Origin of the sequence: Niveispirillum irakense DSM 11586 (assembly GCF_000429645.1) — a bacterium.
GTDB classification, from domain to species: domain Bacteria; phylum Pseudomonadota; class Alphaproteobacteria; order Azospirillales; family Azospirillaceae; genus Niveispirillum; species Niveispirillum irakense.
Genome location: NZ_KE386933.1, coordinates 338410 through 352743, shown reverse-complemented (window position 1 = coordinate 352743; position 14334 = coordinate 338410). Strand labels below are relative to the sequence as shown.

Here is a 14334-nt window from a genome sequence, read left to right as displayed (position 1 = left end):
AGGTGGGGCAACGGTAACCAGTTGGCAACCACCCTGCCGCATATTGTCCGCCTGACATAGGCGACGGCTTGTCGCCTCCCCCATTTGGTGGGGCCAGGTGCGGAGAGGGATATGCGTTTATTGCTGGAAGACAGGGCCGCGATGCTGCGCGGCGATGTGGTCGCCTGGACCGGCGGCGGCCTGATCTGGGGCATTGTCACATCGGCCCTGGGTGCCGGACCAGCCGGCATGCTGCTGGGCGCGACCCTGGCCTTCCTGCTGCGCCGTGTGATCCGGTCCGTCGCGGTGTTCTGACGGGGTTATACCACGGTCTTGACGTTGGTATCCGCGCCAACTGGCGCGGCGGCGGCCCGTTCCGCCGAAGTCAGTAGATTCTGACAGGTCAGAATCTACTGACACAGGGATTATGTCCCCTCGCGGATACGCCGTTCCAGTTCATCCACCCGCGCCTTCAGCGCGTCGATCCGGGCCAGCAGGTCCGGCAGGCCGGCGGCCCCGACACTGGACAGGGCCGACAGGCTGGCCTGCAGATCATCGGCGATGGCAGCCAGATCGGGGGCCGCCTGTTCGTCCGGCTTATCCGCCGACATGATAGGTGAACAGCGCGATGCTGGCCGCCACGGTGGCGTTCAGCGATTCGACATGGCCGGTGGTGGGAATGGTGAGCCGCGTGGCCGGCAGGCCGGCGGGCACGCCCTGCCCTTCCTCCCCCAGCACCAGCCGCGCATCCTGCGGCCAGGCGAAGGTAGCCAGATCCTCTCCTGCCGCATCCAGGGCCAGCAGCGGGCCGGCAGCCATTTCCAGATCGGCCCAGCGCCCGCCACGTGCCAGCGTCAGGCTGAAGGCGCCATTGCTGGCCGCGCGCAGGCATTTGGGGTGGAACGGGTGGGCTGAATCCTCCAGCAGGATCACCTTGGACACACCAAAGGACGCGGCAGACCGCAGCAGCGCCCCCAGATTGGCCGGATCGCCCAGGGCGCAGACCAGTTCCAGCCCCTGCGGCGGGGCCGACAGATCAGCCGGCGGCATGTCCGGCACCTGCCCGACCAGGATCGGGTAATCCGTGCCCGACACATCCAGTTCCCGGAACAGGGGGCCGGCCAGGACCACCGGCTGCACATGGTCAGGCAGCGGCCAGTCGGCGATCCATTCCGGATGGCGGATCAGGATGCGGGTGAAAAGCTGGGGCCAGCGGGTCAACGCCTCTGGCACAGTCTTCAACCCGGCCAGCAGGAACTGACCGCTTTTGCGGATGCCCCGGCTTTCCAGCAACCCGGCCCAGGTCTTGAACTGCGGGTTCTGTGCGCTGTCGATCTGGTGGAACATGGCAACCGTTGAAAAGAAACACGCGCCCGGCCATAGGGCTGGGCGCGTGCAAGATCATCATGATGGCGGGCGGAATGCAATCCATCCGCCTTGGAAAGCCCTTACCCCTGACGGTAGTTCGGCGCTTCGTTGGTGATGGTGATGTCGTGGACATGGCTTTCGCGCAGGCCCGCATTGGTGATGCGGACGAATTGCGGCTTGGTCCGCATCTCCGCGATGGTGGCGCAGCCGGTATAGCCCATGGAGGCGCGCAACCCACCGATCAACTGATGGATGACGGGGCCGATCGGCCCCTTATAGGGCACACGGCCTTCCACGCCTTCCGGCACCAGCTTCAGCGTATTGGACACTTCGGCCTGGAAATAGCGGTCGGCGGAACCGCGCGCCATGGCCCCAACGGAGCCCATGCCGCGATAGGACTTGTAGGAGCGGCCCTGGAACAGGATCACTTCGCCGGGGGATTCGTCCGTGCCGGCGAACAGGCCGCCCATCATGGCGCAGGAGGCACCGGCGGCTATCGCCTTGGCCAGATCGCCGGAATATTTGATGCCGCCATCGGCAATGACCGGAATGCCATGCTTGTTGCAGGCTTCCACCACATCCAGCACGGCGGTCAATTGCGGCACGCCCACGCCGGCAACGATGCGGGTGGTGCAGATGGAACCGGGGCCGATACCGACCTTGATGGCATCAGCGCCCGCATCGATCAGGGCCAGGGCGGCATCGGCGGTTGCGACATTGCCGGCGATGATCTGGGTATAGTTCTTCAAGGCACGGGCGGCGCGCACCTGATCGGCCACCTTCTTGGAATGGCCATGTGCGGTGTCGATCACCAGCACGTCCACACCGGCATCAAACAAAGCTTCCGCACGGGCCAGCCCATCCGGGCCGGTGCCGGTGGCAGCCGCGGCGCGCAGGCGGCCTTCGGCGTCCTTGGCGGCGTTGGGATGCAACTGGGCCTTTTCGATATCCTTCACGGTGATCAGGCCGATACAGCGGAAGGAATCATCCACCACCAGCAGCTTTTCAATGCGGTGGCTGTGCAGCAGGCGCTTGGCCTCGTCCTTGCCCACGCCGGGCTTGACGGTGATCAGCCCCTCATGGGTCATCAGTTCGGAAACCGGCTGATGGGGGTTGGTGGCAAAGCGCACATCGCGATTGGTGAGGATACCAACCAGCTTGCCGCTTTCCGCCGTCACCGGAATGCCGGAGATACGATGGCGGGCCATAAGCTGCAGCGCATCGGCCAGCGTCGCGCCCGGACGGATGGTGATGGGATTGACCACCATGCCGCTTTCAAACCGCTTCACGGCGCGCACTTCATCGGCCTGCCGCTCGATATCCATATTGCGATGGATCACGCCGATGCCGCCGGCCTGGGCCATGGCGATGGCCAGCGCCGATTCAGTGACCGTATCCATGGCTGCCGACAGCAGCGGGATGCCCAGTTCGATCGTGCCCGTCAGCTTGGTACGGGTATCAACTTCTGCCGGCATGACCGAGCTTTCGGCCGGTACCAGCAGGACGTCATCGAATGTAAGGGCTTCGCGGAAACGGTCGGCGTACGACATGAACCTGTTCTCCCAAGGGCGGCCGGGCGAAACCGCCGGATACGGCTTATGGGACATCGATCCCGCCGGGGGCGCATAACGCCCCATGGCCGGTTCCATGTCCCAGATCAAAAGGTTCGCCGCACTATACACAGGCCGCACGCATTGGGAAGCTACCAGGGATAGCGGGCCTGGGTTGCTTTTTTTGTCAGGCGGGCCGATGCCGGCTTCTTGCTGTGGCGTGCAAATGATGGGGTGGCCCTGCCGAAAGCGCAGGCGACGGGGCCCCACCCCTACGCTATTGCTGAAAGGCCAAGGGCTTGGCGCCCTGCTTTCCGAACGGTTCACCCGCCTGATGAAACCCATCCATATGCTGATGGCCCTGGCCGTGATGGCAATCTGGGGCACCAATTTCGCTGTGTCGCGCATGGCGCTGCACCAGTTCCAGCCGCTGACCCTGATGGCGGTGCGCTTTGGGCTGGTGGCCTTGCTGCTGGTTCCCTTCGTGAAGGTGCCGCGCGGCAAGCTGCGGCAAATCTTCTTCTATTCCCTGGTGCTGGGCGGGCTGCATTTCCCGTTGATGCTGTCCGGCATGAAGGGCGCAGAAGCCTCCACCGCCAGCATCGTCATCCAGCTTCAGGTGCCCTTTGCCAGCATCCTGGCCGCCTTCTTCTTCAAGGACAAGCTGGGCTGGCGACGCGGGCTGGGCATGGCGGTGGCCTTTTCCGGCGTGGCGGTGATTGCCGGCAAGTCCGGCGGGGGCAGCGATCTGGCGCATCTGGGCCTGATCGTGCTGGCCGCCGCCGCCTTCAGCTTCTCCAACATCCAGTTGAAATGGATGGGCTCCATCGACCCGTTCCAGCTCAACGCCTATATGGCGCTGTTCGCCACGCCGCAATTGCTGTTGATGAGCTTGGTGATGGAAACCGACCAGATCGGCCAGATCACCGGCGCCGGCTGGGAAAACTGGGCCTATATCGCCTATATGGCCGGCATGTCGACCGTGGTCGCCTATGCCCTGTGGCAGCCGCTGGTCAAACAGTTTGACGTAAACCAGACGGTACCGTTCCTGATGCTGGTGCCGGTATTCGGCGTCGGGTCCGGCGTGCTGTGGCTGGGCGAGCCGATGAGCCTGAACCTGATCCTGGGCGGGTTGCTGGTGGTGGGCGGCGTCGGTATCATCCTGATCCGCCGCCCCCGCATCGTCGTGCCCCGGACCACGGTTTAGGCGACGCTTACCCAGCCCCTGGCTGCCAGTCCGGCGGGGCCATCTCGAACTGGGCAAACTCAAAAGCCGGGGTCACGGTGCAGCCCACCAGCGTCCATGCCCCCTGGCTGACGGCCATCTGCCACTGGCCCGCCGGCACCATGATCTGCGGCCGTTCCCCGGCTGCCAGATCAATGCCCAGCCGGTGGTCCACCCGCTGTTCCCCATCCGGGGAAAGGGAAAGGATCAAGGGCGCGCCAGCATGGAAATGCCATAGCTCATCCGCGTCCTTCACCCGGTGCCAGTGGGATCGCTCCCCCGCCGCCAGCAGGAAATAGATCGCCGTATGCCGGCCCCGGCCGCCGCCGGGTGGCTGGTCACGCCAGGTTTCCACATAATGGCCCCCCTCGGGATGGGGGCGCATATCCAGCAGGCGGATGATGTCCGCGACCGTCATATCAGGCTGCATGTTCATTCCGTTGGCGGAACGGTTTCGGAAAAGCTGGACCGTTTCGATGCCGCATCGAACCAGTTGGCCAGACGGGAATGCCCCCGGCGCCAGGGCTCGTGCCCGAAGCGGAAATCCATATAGGCCATGGCGGAGAGCAGGGCCAGGCTGCCGATGGTCGGGGCATCGGGCGGCGGCAGGTCGTCTGCCTCCTCCTCCAGCCGGTCGAAGGCACGCTGGATGGCGGCGCGCTGGCGGCTGTCCCAATCGGCGGAGCGCAGATGCTCCGGCCGCAGCGTTTCCAGCCGGCGCAGCACGGCGGCATCGCAAATCCCATCGCCCACTGCCTGCTGGCGCAGCGCCACCCAGCGGGCGCGGCCGGTGGCGGGGAACAGGGTGCGCCCTTCATGCAGGCTGTCCAGATATTCGGCGATCACCGGGCTGTCGAACAGGACCAGACCATCCTCCGTCAGCAGGGTGGGGATCTTGGCCAGCGGGTTGTCGCGCACGATAGGGCTGTCCGGTGCCCAGACATTGGTGGGGCATAGTTCAATACGGTCGGCCACCCCCACCTCATGCGCCACCATCAACACCTTGCGCACATAGGGGGAGGTCTGGCTGTAACGGAGCTTCATCACGATGATCGTTCCATGACAGAGAGAGGGGAAAGTCAGGTAAGGAAAGGGTCAGCCGCGGAATACATCCTTGCGCTGACGGATTTCGGCAAAGACGGCGGCGGGATCGGCACCAGCCAGCCCCAGGGAGGCCGCCAGCGCCGGATCATCGGCGCGCAGGAAGGGATTAGCTGCCTTTTCATCGCCCAACCTTGTCGGCAGGCTGGGACGCCCATCGGCCCGCAGGCTGGCGATCCGGGCCCCCTGGGCGCGCAGGGCCGGGTTATCCGGGTCGATGGCCAGGGCGAAGCGAGCATTGGCCTCGGTATATTCATGCCCGCAATAAACCAGCGTCGCATCCGGCAGGGCGCGCAGCTTCAGCAAACTGTCCCACATCTGGGCCGGCGTGCCTTCAAACAGGCGGCCACAGCCCAGCGCGAACAAGGTATCGCCGCTGAACAGCCACCCGGCAGGGGCCACGTGAAAGGCGATATGGCCGCGTGTGTGGCCCGGCGTGTCAAACACCCGCACCTGCTGCCCACCCAGGGTGAAGACATCGCCCTCGCCATAGGTCTGGTCCATATCAGGGATGCGGTCACGTTCCGCCCTGGGGCCGATCAGCGTGGCGCCATATGCCGCCTTCAGCGTGGCGTTGCCGCCAATATGGTCGCCATGATGGTGAGTATTCAGGATATGGGTCAGGCCCCAGCCGCGCGCGGCCAGGAAAGCCTGGACCGGCCCCGCCTCCCCCGGATCGACCACGGCGGTCACACCGGCCGGGGCATCATGCCAGAGATGGATGTAATTATCGGAAAGCGCTGGGATAATATGGATGTCGGCCATCGCCCGGTTCCTGCCTCCTTGCGGCGGAAGAGTGCTGATAGTGGGGATGATGGCAGGCAGGCTGACCAGCAGCAAAGCCACATTCCAGGGATGCGGTGATAAGGGGGAAACATATGGACCTGTTGGTAAAACTCTATGATTTACCCCTGCCCCTTCCCATGCCGGCCGGCATCATCGTTCGTCGTGCCCTGGCACCGGAAGCGCCCCTGATCCTGGCTTGGGTCGAGGAAAGGTTTGGTCCCGGCTGGCGGGCGGAATGTCAGGTGGCGCTGTCCGCCTGCCCCACCCGCCTGCATATCGCCATCGGGGAGCAGGATGGCAGGCTGCTGGGCTTTGCCTGCCATGATGCGACGGGGCCGCGGCCTGTTCGGCCCCATGGGCGTGGATGATACGGGGCGCGGCCAGGGGATTGGTACCCGGCTGCTGCTGGCGGGTTTGGGGGCGATGCGGGCCGATGGCTATGCCTATGCCATCATCGCCGGGGCGGGGCCGGTGGCCTTCTACGAGAAAACCGTCGGCGCCATCCCGATACCGGGATCGGAACCGGGGCTGTATCGGGGGATGTTACGGCGCGTCTGAGGCTGGCGGCTCAGCCGGTACCGGTGTCATGGGCGGCAAAGGCTCCCCCACCGGCTTTGTTTCCGTGGGGGCTGGGGCGGGCTCGGGCTCGGCTGCCTTACCCTTGCCATGGCGCGGCGGCTTGGCCTCCTTGGGCATATTCTCCCCCGCAGGCTCAGGCAGGAAGAACAGGTTGCGCAGGAAGCCCGGTGCCAGGACCGCCAGCGGGTTCACCCCGGTCTGCAGATCATCCAGCGGCCCTTTGATCGTATAGGTCGCCGCGAAAAGCCCCTGCCCCTCGCCCCCGACCAGGATATCCCCCAGCACGGGAATGGCACTCAACAGCCGGTTGACGGAGGAAAAGGGCACGACGGTGCCCTGCAGGTCAGCACGGCTTTTTTTCAGGTCGATATTGCCTTCCAGCGTCAGCCCGACCTGGGAGCCGGAGGTTCGCATCTCCCGCAGGGAAATGCCGGTATCGGTCCATTGATATTTGCCATGCAGGCGGGAGAAGGCAAGCCCCTGGCCGGACATCAGGTTGGCCAATCCTGGCAGCGACACAGCCGACAGCAGACGGGCCAGAACCGGCGCATCCTGCACCTGATAATCGCGCAGTTCGGCGGTGCCGACGACGGTACGGGACAGGTCAGCCGGATCACTGCGGCCGGTCACCTTCACCGTGCCGCCCTTGATCTGGCTGATCACATCCAGGTTGTTCAGCGTGGCGCCGGCATCATTGCTTTCCACATCCAGCGTCAGCACACGGGCATCGGCCGGGTCCGGGCCATAGCGCACGACCAGACGGCCTTCATCACTGACCTCTGCATCCAGATCGGTGCGGAACCAGATATCGGCATCCCGTTCCATCCGCCCGCGGACATTGCGGATGATCCGCCCCTCGTCCCCCATCACGGCCAACCCCAGATCGAAGCTGATCGCCAGGGGCGGCAGCTTCTCCGCCGGCGGTTCGGGCAGGTCCAGATGGTCCTCTTGTTCCTTTTTCCGGGCCTTGGCGTCACGGGCGCGATGCTTTTCCGCCTCTGTCATGCCCGCCATTGCCGCCGCATCCTTATCCTTCTTGCCCCGGAAGGGGCGGACATCGAAGGCAAGGCCGCGCACATCAATCGCCATGCCGCCCTGCCTGTCGGTGCTGCGCAGATCGACGCGGGCATCACTGCGCCCCAGACGGAATTCCTCCAGCAGCAGATGATCCAGGCCAAAATCATCATGCCGCAGGGACGCCTGCCCGACGGCGTGCAATTCCTCCGTCTCCACATGCAAGGCGGGGATCAGCACCGGCTTGCCATCAACAAAATGAATCGTCGCCTTGGCCCGGCCGGGCTTCTCCGGCGGCTTCTTCCAATCCAGCACGTCGATGCGCAGGGTGGAGGGCATAAGGTCCAGATCGGCCTCAATCGTCTCTTTACGCTCGGCCCCGCTGCCAACGCGGGTATAGACCATATCCACCCCGACCGGCCCGTTCAGCCAATCCGGGAAATCAAGCTTGAAACGACCGCGGCCTTCATCATCCGGGCGGGCCAGCACCCGGACCCGGGTGCCGAACGGGGCGTGATCGGTGAAATTCTCGGTCCAGGCGATATCGGCGGGCACACCATTCAGCAGGGCCGTGCCTGTCACATTCAGATCATGGCCGGTGACCGCCAGATCCAGCGTCCCTTCGGTGGCGGAGATATCGGCCACGATATCGGGCACGGAAACCCCGGTCAGCCGGGCCGACCCGTCAAGCTGCACATCATCCATGGTCAGCGCGGCGATCAGCGGAAAGGCAAAATGCAGCTCCGCCTTGGCGTGCCCCTGCACACTGGCCGGCACCAGCCCGACCTTGCTGGCATAGCCCAGCGGTTCATGGTCCAGCACCGCCAGCGCGGAGGAGAGCGGCCCTTCCAGCGTGGCGTGGATATCCATCGCCTCACCCTTGGGCTTGTCCAGCCCCATGATGCGGACAGTGGCCGGGCCCGCATTCAGGTCCATCAGGGTGCCGGACTTGATGTCGATGGTGAATTCCGCACCATCAAACCGTGCCTCGGCCGCCACCTGCGTCACCGGCGGCAGCGGGCGACGATAATGGACGGTGAAACCGGACAGTGCAAACTGCCCCTCCATGGAAGAGGGGGTGATATCCAGCGGGTCATCGGCCGGGGCCGTTCCCTCCAGCTTGAAGACCGTACGGTCGAAGGTGCCGTCCGCCAGATTCTCCACCATCCAGTCGCGCGTATTCTCCTGCACGCCTTTGGGCCAGAGCTTGTGCAGGTCGGCCATGGGCAGGCCCGTCGTCTCCGTCGTCAGGGCCAGATGGATGGTGTCGCCATCCTGCTGGGCCGTGCCGGTGACATTCAGGTCTGCCGGCCCGGTCAGATCCAGGTCGAACCGGTCCAGCACCAGCCGCCGGCCCGACTGTTCCAGCCTGCCATGCAGATCAACACTGTCGAAGGACAGCGGCTCGGGCAGGTTATCGGGCAGCACCAGTCGGCCCTGGCGGCCCGACAGGCCCAGCACCATGGCGGTGGGTGCGAAATCGGCGTTCATTTCCAGGGTGATGGAGCCGTTCAGCGTCACTTCCAGCGCGCGCAGCGGGTCCAGCACCGGGGCCAGATCGGCGAAATCCGCCGGTTGAAGATCGGCCAGGGTGGTGCGGGCGGTGATGGCCCCATCCTCGGTCCGATAGACGATTTCTGCCGCAATCTGGTTCAGTTTGCCGCCCATGTCGATGTCGGCGGCAGCGGTGCCGAACACCCCATTGGCGTTACGGCGTAAGCGCAGATCCAGGCGCGGCACCTGCCAGATGGTGCCCGTGGCGACATTATTGACCACCAGCCGGGCGCGGGTGATGCGCAGGTCGCGCAGCGCCCCGGTCTGGCGCAGCGGATCAGGCGGCGCCCGCAGCGCTTCCAGCAATTCCCGCATGATGCGGGCACCGGCCTCGGGGTCCAGTTCCGTGTCATCGGTGCGGATATCCAGGCGGAACTCGCCATCGGCGGTGCGCTCCGCATAAAGGCGCGGCTCCACCAGTTCGATCCGGGTCGGCGCAATGGTGCCACGCAGCAGGGCCGGCACGGACAGGCCCAGCCTTACCTCCGGCACGGCTGCCACCACGGCCCCGGTCGTGCCATAGGCGGTAACGCCGCGCAGGCGCAGATCCATCCGGGTGCCAAACCCGTTCCAGGCCAGGATTGTTTCCCCCAGATCCAGGCGCGTGGGGGCCTGGCGGTTCAGTTCCTGTTCCAGGTAGGGGGTCACGAAATCCAGCGAGACCGGCCCCTGTGTCAGCCGCCAGGCCAGCAATCCGCTGCCAAGCGCCAGCACCAACAGAAGACCTGCCAATAATTCCAGCACGATAAGGGCGCTATGACGGAGCATCAGTTCGGGATCTCGACGCGCTTTCGGGCTGGGCTTGACCTGGGTCCGGGCCGGGGCGCAGTGTGGCTGCGCCCGCCCCTGGATTGGGATAGCCCGGTAGATACCCGATGTTCAATCAAGAAAGCCTCCCCCGCCCCGGCGATATGCAACGTGCCGCCGTCGGACTGGAACATTGGCATGAGGCAGCCAGGGGCTGCACCGATGCCGACCTTGCCGATTTCGCAACCCGCTATGCGGCCGATCCGCTTGGCCGTGCGGTGCTGGAAACGCTTTTCGGGAACAGTCCGTTCCTGGGAACGGCGCTGGTCCGGGAGATCGGCTTTTTCCGCAGCATCGTGGAAAAGGGGGCCGACCAAGCCTTTGTCGACCTTCTTGCCGATATGCGGCGGGATCATGGCGAAGACCAGGACAGCACCCGGTTGATGAAGGGGCTGCGCATCGCCAAGCGCCGTGCGGCCCTGCTGATCGGTCTGGCTGATATCGGCAATGTCTGGCGGCTGGAGCAGGTGACGGGCGCCCTGTCCGATTTCGCCCAAACCGCCCTGCAACTGGCCACCCGCACCGCGCTGCGCCAGGCCGCCGCCAGCGGCAAGATCGACCTGCCCTTCCCCGACGATCCGGAAAAGGGCAGCGGCTTCATCGTGCTGGCCATGGGCAAGTTCGGCGCGCGGGAACTGAACTATTCCTCCGATATCGATCTGATCGTCCTTTATGACGATGGCATCGTCCGCGTGCCGGAAATGGAGATGAGCCGCACCTTCGTGCGCATCACCCGCGAGTTGGTGCGGCTGATGGAGGAACGCACAGCCGACGGCTATGTCTTCCGCACCGATCTGCGCCTGCGTCCCGATCCGGGAGCCACACCGCTGGCCGTCTCTGTCTCCGCAGCAGAAGCCTATTATGGCAGCCTGGGCCAGAACTGGGAGCGGGCCGCCATGATCAAGGCCCGGCCCGTGGCCGGCGATCTGGAGGCGGGCGAAGGCTTCATGGATATCCTGCGCCACTTCATCTGGCGGCGGAACCTGGATTTCGCCGCCATCCAGGACATCCATTCCATCAAGCGCCAGATCGGCGCCCATAAGGGCCACCGGGAAAAGACCGTCAATGGTCATAATATCAAGATCGGCCGGGGCGGCATCCGGGAGATCGAATTCTTCGCCCAGACCCAGCAATTGATCTATGGCGGTCGCGACCGTACCCTGCGCGTGCCCGGCACCGTGCCGGCCCTGTTCGCCCTGGTGGACAGCGCCCAGGTGGAAGCACAGGTGGCGGAAGAATTGAGCGCCGCCTACCGCTTCCTGCGCACGGTGGAACACCGTGTCCAGATGGTCGATGACCAGCAGACCCACGAATTGCCCCGCAGTGACGAGGGCATCGCCCAGATCGCCGCCTTTCTGGGCTATGACAGCGATGCCGGCTTCCGTCAGGCATTGATGGCGGCGCTGACGCTGGTGGAAACCCATTATGACCGGCTGTTTGCCGACAGCCCGGCCCTGTCCGGCCCCGGCAATCTGGTCTTCACCGGAACGGAGGATGACCCGGAGACGATGGAGACCCTGCGCGGCATGGGGTACGCCAACCCATCCGCCGTGGCGGGGCAGATCAGGGCCTGGCACCATGGCCGCTACCGCGCCACGCGCAGCACCCGGGCGCGGGAATTGCTGACCGAGTTGGTGCCTACCCTGCTGGCCGCCTTCGGCCGCACGGCGCATCCCGACCATGCCTTCATGATGTTTGATGAGTTCCTGGGCAGGCTGCCGGCAGGGGTGCAGTTGTTCAGCCTGTTCTATGCCAATCCCAACCTGCTGGATCTGGTGGCTGAGGTGATGGGCACGGCCCCGCGTCTGGCGGAACGGCTGGCCCGCCGCCCGGCCCTGCTGGACGCCGTGCTGACCCCCGGCTTCTTTGACCTGCTGCCGGTGCGGGAGGAGTTGGAGGCCAGTTTCGAGGCGATGGTCGGTGGTGCCCATTATTTTGAGGAATATCTGGACCTGACACGGCGCTGGACCAGCGAACACCGCTTCCGCGCCGGGGTCCATATCCTGCGCCAGATTGCCGATAGCGACCGGCTGGGCGCCTTCCTGACGGATGTGGCAGAAGTGGCGCTGACAGGGCTGCAACAGGCGGTGGAGACGGAATTCGCCCGTCGCCATGGAAGCCTGCCGGGCGCGGGGTTCGCCATTCTGGGCCTGGGCCGGCTGGGGGCGGGCTCCCTGTCGCTGCGGTCCGATCTGGACCTGATCACGGTCTATGAGGTGCCGGACGGGGTGACCCAATCAGACGGGGACAAGCCCCTGTCGCCTAACGATTATTTCATCAAGCTGACCCAGCGCCTGGTTAATGCCATCACGGCACAGACGGCAGAAGGCCAGCTTTATGAGGTGGATATGCGGCTGCGCCCCAGCGGCAATGCCGGCCCCCTGGCCGTCAGCGCCGACGGGTTTGTGAAGTATCAGCGCGAAAGCGCCTGGACCTGGGAACATATGGCCCTGACGCGCGCCCGCGTGATTACCGGGCCGGAAAGCCTGCGCAAACGCCTGATGGCGGAAATCCGCGCGGTGCTGACCCTGCCGCGCGACCCGGACAAGCTGCGCGCCGATGTCGCCTCCATGCGGGCCCGCATTGACCAGCAGCATGGCACCAAGGATGTGTGGAGTGTGAAATATGTGCGCGGCGGGATGATCGACATCCAGTTCATCGCACAATATCTGACCCTGCGCCACGCCCCGGAAAAGCCGGACATTCTGGACCAGAACACGACCGGCGCCCTGGCCTGGCTGGCCGATAGCGGCTTTCTGGATATCACGATCGCCAAGCGCCTGATCACCGCACACAAGACCTGGCGGCGTGTCCAAGGCTTCCTACGCCTGACGACGGAAGAAGCGTTTGATGCCGCCAAGGCCCCCGCCGGACTGAAGCATCAACTGGTCCGCACCGCCTTCCCCGACGCCCTGCCCAACATGACCTTCGACGCCGCCGAGAACGACCTGCGGGAGATGGCCGCCGGGGTGAAGGCGGATTTCGACGTTATTGTCGGGGCGCCGGAGGGGTAAGGGGTTGGCGACGGGGCTTAGAGTTGCTCAAGGTCGGTTAAGTTGGATCAACCTCCACCGTCACCCCGGCCTTCGCCGGGGTGACGGAAGCGAGAACCATCTCCGATTCCCTTCAAACAGGGCGAACGCTAATCCACCATCCGGACCATTGGCAGGCCCACGCCAGCCGCTACCCGTTCGCGCAGCACATCGCGGCGGAAACGGTGCAGTTCCGCCGGGCGACCGCCGGTGCGGGCTTCCTGGGCGCCGGTGGCCTCCACCAGCCCGCCGGCCAGCACCAGCCGGCGGAAATTCTGCTTATGCAACTGCACGCCCGACAAAGCCTCCACCGTCCTTTGCAGGCGGAACAGGGTGAACTGGGCGGGTAATAGTTCAAACACCAGGGGGCGGTATTTCAGCTTGCCGCGCATGCGGCCCAGCGCCACCGCCAGGATGCGGCGATTATCCTGCGCCATGGGCGTGCCCAGGGCGGCGGCCAGTTCCGGCTCGTCCAACTGGGCGCTGTCCAGCGCCAGGCCCAGACGGGCGCGGATGGCACGGTCGCGCCGTGCCTCTTCCACCAAACCGGCGCTGTAGAGCAGTTCATAGCGCTCCAGCACCCGCTCCGTATCCCACAATTCCTCTTCCGCGAAGGTGGTGGAGACACGCTCGGCCCGCTTGGCCGCCGCCGCACTGTCCGGGGCCGCCGCCACCCAGCGCCGCAGCGCCGGGGTGATGAGGCGGGTCAGGATGTCGGGCTTGCCGTCGCGCCAATCTTCCCAGGGGAAGTAATCGTACCAATCATGCCATTCGGCCGCCCCACTGCCGGACAAAGGCGCTTCCTGCACCAGCGCCATATAGCCGACCGTGACCACCCGCGCCCCGCCCTCCAGTTCCCGCGGGTCGCGGTAACGGTCGCCGAATGTGTAAAGCTGCTCGACATAGCGCAGCGGCAGGCCGGTCTGTTCTTCCACCCAGCGGCGCAATCCCTGTTCCAGGGTGCGGTCACGCTCGGCAGCGAAAGGGCCGAAAGGCAGGGAATCCAGTCCCGCCGTGGCGTCGCGCTGTTCCGGGGTGGCCAGATTATGCGTCATGCGCCGCACCACCAGCACGCGCGGCACCTCCTCCGTCACGGCGACGATGACGGCGGTCAGACCCAGGACGGTCGAGTCGGCCACTGGCACGGTACGCATCCTCCCTGGTTCATGGATGAAACGGGGGGCGATGCTGTCCCCCGCCTTCGAAAGCAAAGCCGTAGCCGCTTGTAAAGCAATGGAATGCCCGATACCAGCCCGTAGGGGAAACAACCGTTTCGGATCATACGAATGGCACCGGTAAGCCTTTGAGACGTTACGTCAGTTGGGGCAAGCTGCCTTGC

Annotated in this window: 13 protein-coding genes; 5 read left to right on the top strand and 8 right to left on the bottom strand. The window is 65.2% G+C overall.

All coding sequences use genetic code 11. The annotated features are described in order from the left end of the window. The first annotated feature begins 111 nt into the window (after positions 1–111). Entirely contained in the window at positions 112–294 is a 183-nt protein-coding gene (locus G473_RS0115645) for a hypothetical protein (RefSeq protein WP_029013878.1), read from the top strand. Positions 295–404: 110 nt separating this feature from the next. Here the strand turns inward: G473_RS0115645 and G473_RS0115640 are convergent, their stop codons facing one another. The 3 genes from G473_RS0115640 to guaB form a co-directional block, all read right to left on the bottom strand. Next, a complete protein-coding gene (locus G473_RS0115640; RefSeq protein WP_029013877.1) occupies positions 405–590 on the bottom strand; it encodes a hypothetical protein in 186 nt (61 codons plus the stop codon). Further along, complete coding sequence (locus G473_RS0115635; RefSeq protein ID WP_029013876.1) at positions 577–1326, bottom strand: TrmH family RNA methyltransferase; 750 nt, start codon at positions 1324–1326, stop codon at positions 577–579. Before G473_RS0115635 ends, G473_RS0115640 begins: the two co-directional genes overlap by 14 nt. A gap of 101 nt (positions 1327–1427) precedes the next feature. Further along, positions 1428–2897, bottom strand: coding sequence for an IMP dehydrogenase (gene guaB, locus G473_RS0115630; RefSeq protein ID WP_029013875.1), 1470 nt, complete (start codon positions 2895–2897; stop codon positions 1428–1430). Between the two features lie 334 nt (positions 2898–3231). On the opposite strand from guaB, the gene G473_RS0115625 reads away from it, so the two are divergent. Further along, complete coding sequence (locus G473_RS0115625; protein WP_029013874.1) at positions 3232–4104, top strand: DMT family transporter; 873 nt, start codon at positions 3232–3234, stop codon at positions 4102–4104. A gap of 7 nt (positions 4105–4111) precedes the next feature. Here G473_RS0115625 and G473_RS0115620 read toward each other — a convergent pair whose 3' ends face one another. The 3 genes from G473_RS0115620 to gloB are packed head-to-tail and all read right to left on the bottom strand — an operon-like array spanning position 4112 to position 5988. Beyond that, positions 4112–4552 (bottom strand): cupin domain-containing protein, encoded by a 441-nt coding sequence (locus G473_RS0115620; RefSeq protein ID WP_425411580.1) that lies wholly within the window; start codon positions 4550–4552, stop codon positions 4112–4114. Between the two features lie 2 nt (positions 4553–4554). Next, entirely contained in the window at positions 4555–5166 is a 612-nt protein-coding gene (locus G473_RS0115615) for a glutathione S-transferase N-terminal domain-containing protein (protein ID WP_029013872.1), read from the bottom strand. A 51-nt stretch (positions 5167–5217) separates the two neighbouring features. After that, positions 5218–5988, bottom strand: coding sequence for a hydroxyacylglutathione hydrolase (gene gloB / locus G473_RS0115610; protein ID WP_035707481.1), 771 nt, complete (start codon positions 5986–5988; stop codon positions 5218–5220). A 113-nt stretch (positions 5989–6101) separates the two neighbouring features. On the opposite strand from gloB, the gene G473_RS30890 reads away from it, so the two are divergent. Together G473_RS30890 and G473_RS30885 are read left to right on the top strand one after the other, a co-directional pair. Further along, a complete protein-coding gene (locus G473_RS30890; protein ID WP_210163333.1) occupies positions 6102–6377 on the top strand; it encodes a hypothetical protein in 276 nt (91 codons plus the stop codon). Next, positions 6331–6567, top strand: coding sequence for a GNAT family N-acetyltransferase (locus G473_RS30885; RefSeq protein WP_210163332.1), 237 nt, complete (start codon positions 6331–6333; stop codon positions 6565–6567). The genes G473_RS30890 and G473_RS30885 overlap by 47 nt, the downstream gene beginning before the upstream one ends. Here the strand turns inward: G473_RS30885 and G473_RS0115600 are convergent. Beyond that, positions 6553–9924 carry a YhdP family protein gene (locus G473_RS0115600; protein ID WP_029013870.1) on the bottom strand — a complete coding sequence of 1124 codons (3372 nt, stop codon included), beginning with the start codon at positions 9922–9924 and terminating at the stop codon, positions 6553–6555. The genes G473_RS30885 and G473_RS0115600 overlap by 15 nt on opposite strands. A gap of 107 nt (positions 9925–10031) precedes the next feature. Here G473_RS0115600 and G473_RS0115595 point away from each other — a divergent pair, with 107 nt between their 5' ends. Then, complete coding sequence (locus tag G473_RS0115595; RefSeq protein ID WP_029013869.1) at positions 10032–12977, top strand: bifunctional [glutamine synthetase] adenylyltransferase/[glutamine synthetase]-adenylyl-L-tyrosine phosphorylase; 2946 nt, start codon at positions 10032–10034, stop codon at positions 12975–12977. A 128-nt stretch (positions 12978–13105) separates the two neighbouring features. Here G473_RS0115595 and G473_RS0115590 read toward each other — a convergent pair whose 3' ends face one another. Continuing rightward, the gene (locus G473_RS0115590) at positions 13106–14149 is read right to left on the bottom strand and encodes an NUDIX hydrolase (protein WP_035707476.1); all 1044 of its coding nucleotides are present in this window, start codon (positions 14147–14149) and stop codon (positions 13106–13108) included. Positions 14150–14334 lie beyond the last annotated feature (185 nt).

Coding starts and splice junctions, on each gene's coding strand:
- guaB (WP_029013875.1), bottom strand. CDS start 2,897: ATGTCGTACGCCGACCGTTTCCGCGAAGCCCTTACATTCGATGACGTC.
- gloB (WP_035707481.1), bottom strand. CDS start 5,988: ATGGCCGACATCCATATTATCCCAGCGCTTTCCGATAATTACATCCAT.
- G473_RS0115615 (WP_029013872.1), bottom strand. CDS start 5,166: ATGAAGCTCCGTTACAGCCAGACCTCCCCCTATGTGCGCAAGGTGTTG.
- G473_RS0115640 (WP_029013877.1), bottom strand. CDS start 590: ATGTCGGCGGATAAGCCGGACGAACAGGCGGCCCCCGATCTGGCTGCC.
- G473_RS0115620 (WP_425411580.1), bottom strand. CDS start 4,552: ATGCAGCCTGATATGACGGTCGCGGACATCATCCGCCTGCTGGATATG.
- G473_RS0115595 (WP_029013869.1), top strand. CDS start 10,032: ATGTTCAATCAAGAAAGCCTCCCCCGCCCCGGCGATATGCAACGTGCC.
- G473_RS0115590 (WP_035707476.1), bottom strand. CDS start 14,149: ATGCGTACCGTGCCAGTGGCCGACTCGACCGTCCTGGGTCTGACCGCC.
- G473_RS30890 (WP_210163333.1), top strand. CDS start 6,102: ATGGACCTGTTGGTAAAACTCTATGATTTACCCCTGCCCCTTCCCATG.
- G473_RS0115645 (WP_029013878.1), top strand. CDS start 112: ATGCGTTTATTGCTGGAAGACAGGGCCGCGATGCTGCGCGGCGATGTG.
- G473_RS0115600 (WP_029013870.1), bottom strand. CDS start 9,924: ATGCTCCGTCATAGCGCCCTTATCGTGCTGGAATTATTGGCAGGTCTT.
- G473_RS0115625 (WP_029013874.1), top strand. CDS start 3,232: ATGAAACCCATCCATATGCTGATGGCCCTGGCCGTGATGGCAATCTGG.
- G473_RS30885 (WP_210163332.1), top strand. CDS start 6,331: ATGATGCGACGGGGCCGCGGCCTGTTCGGCCCCATGGGCGTGGATGAT.
- G473_RS0115635 (WP_029013876.1), bottom strand. CDS start 1,326: ATGTTCCACCAGATCGACAGCGCACAGAACCCGCAGTTCAAGACCTGG.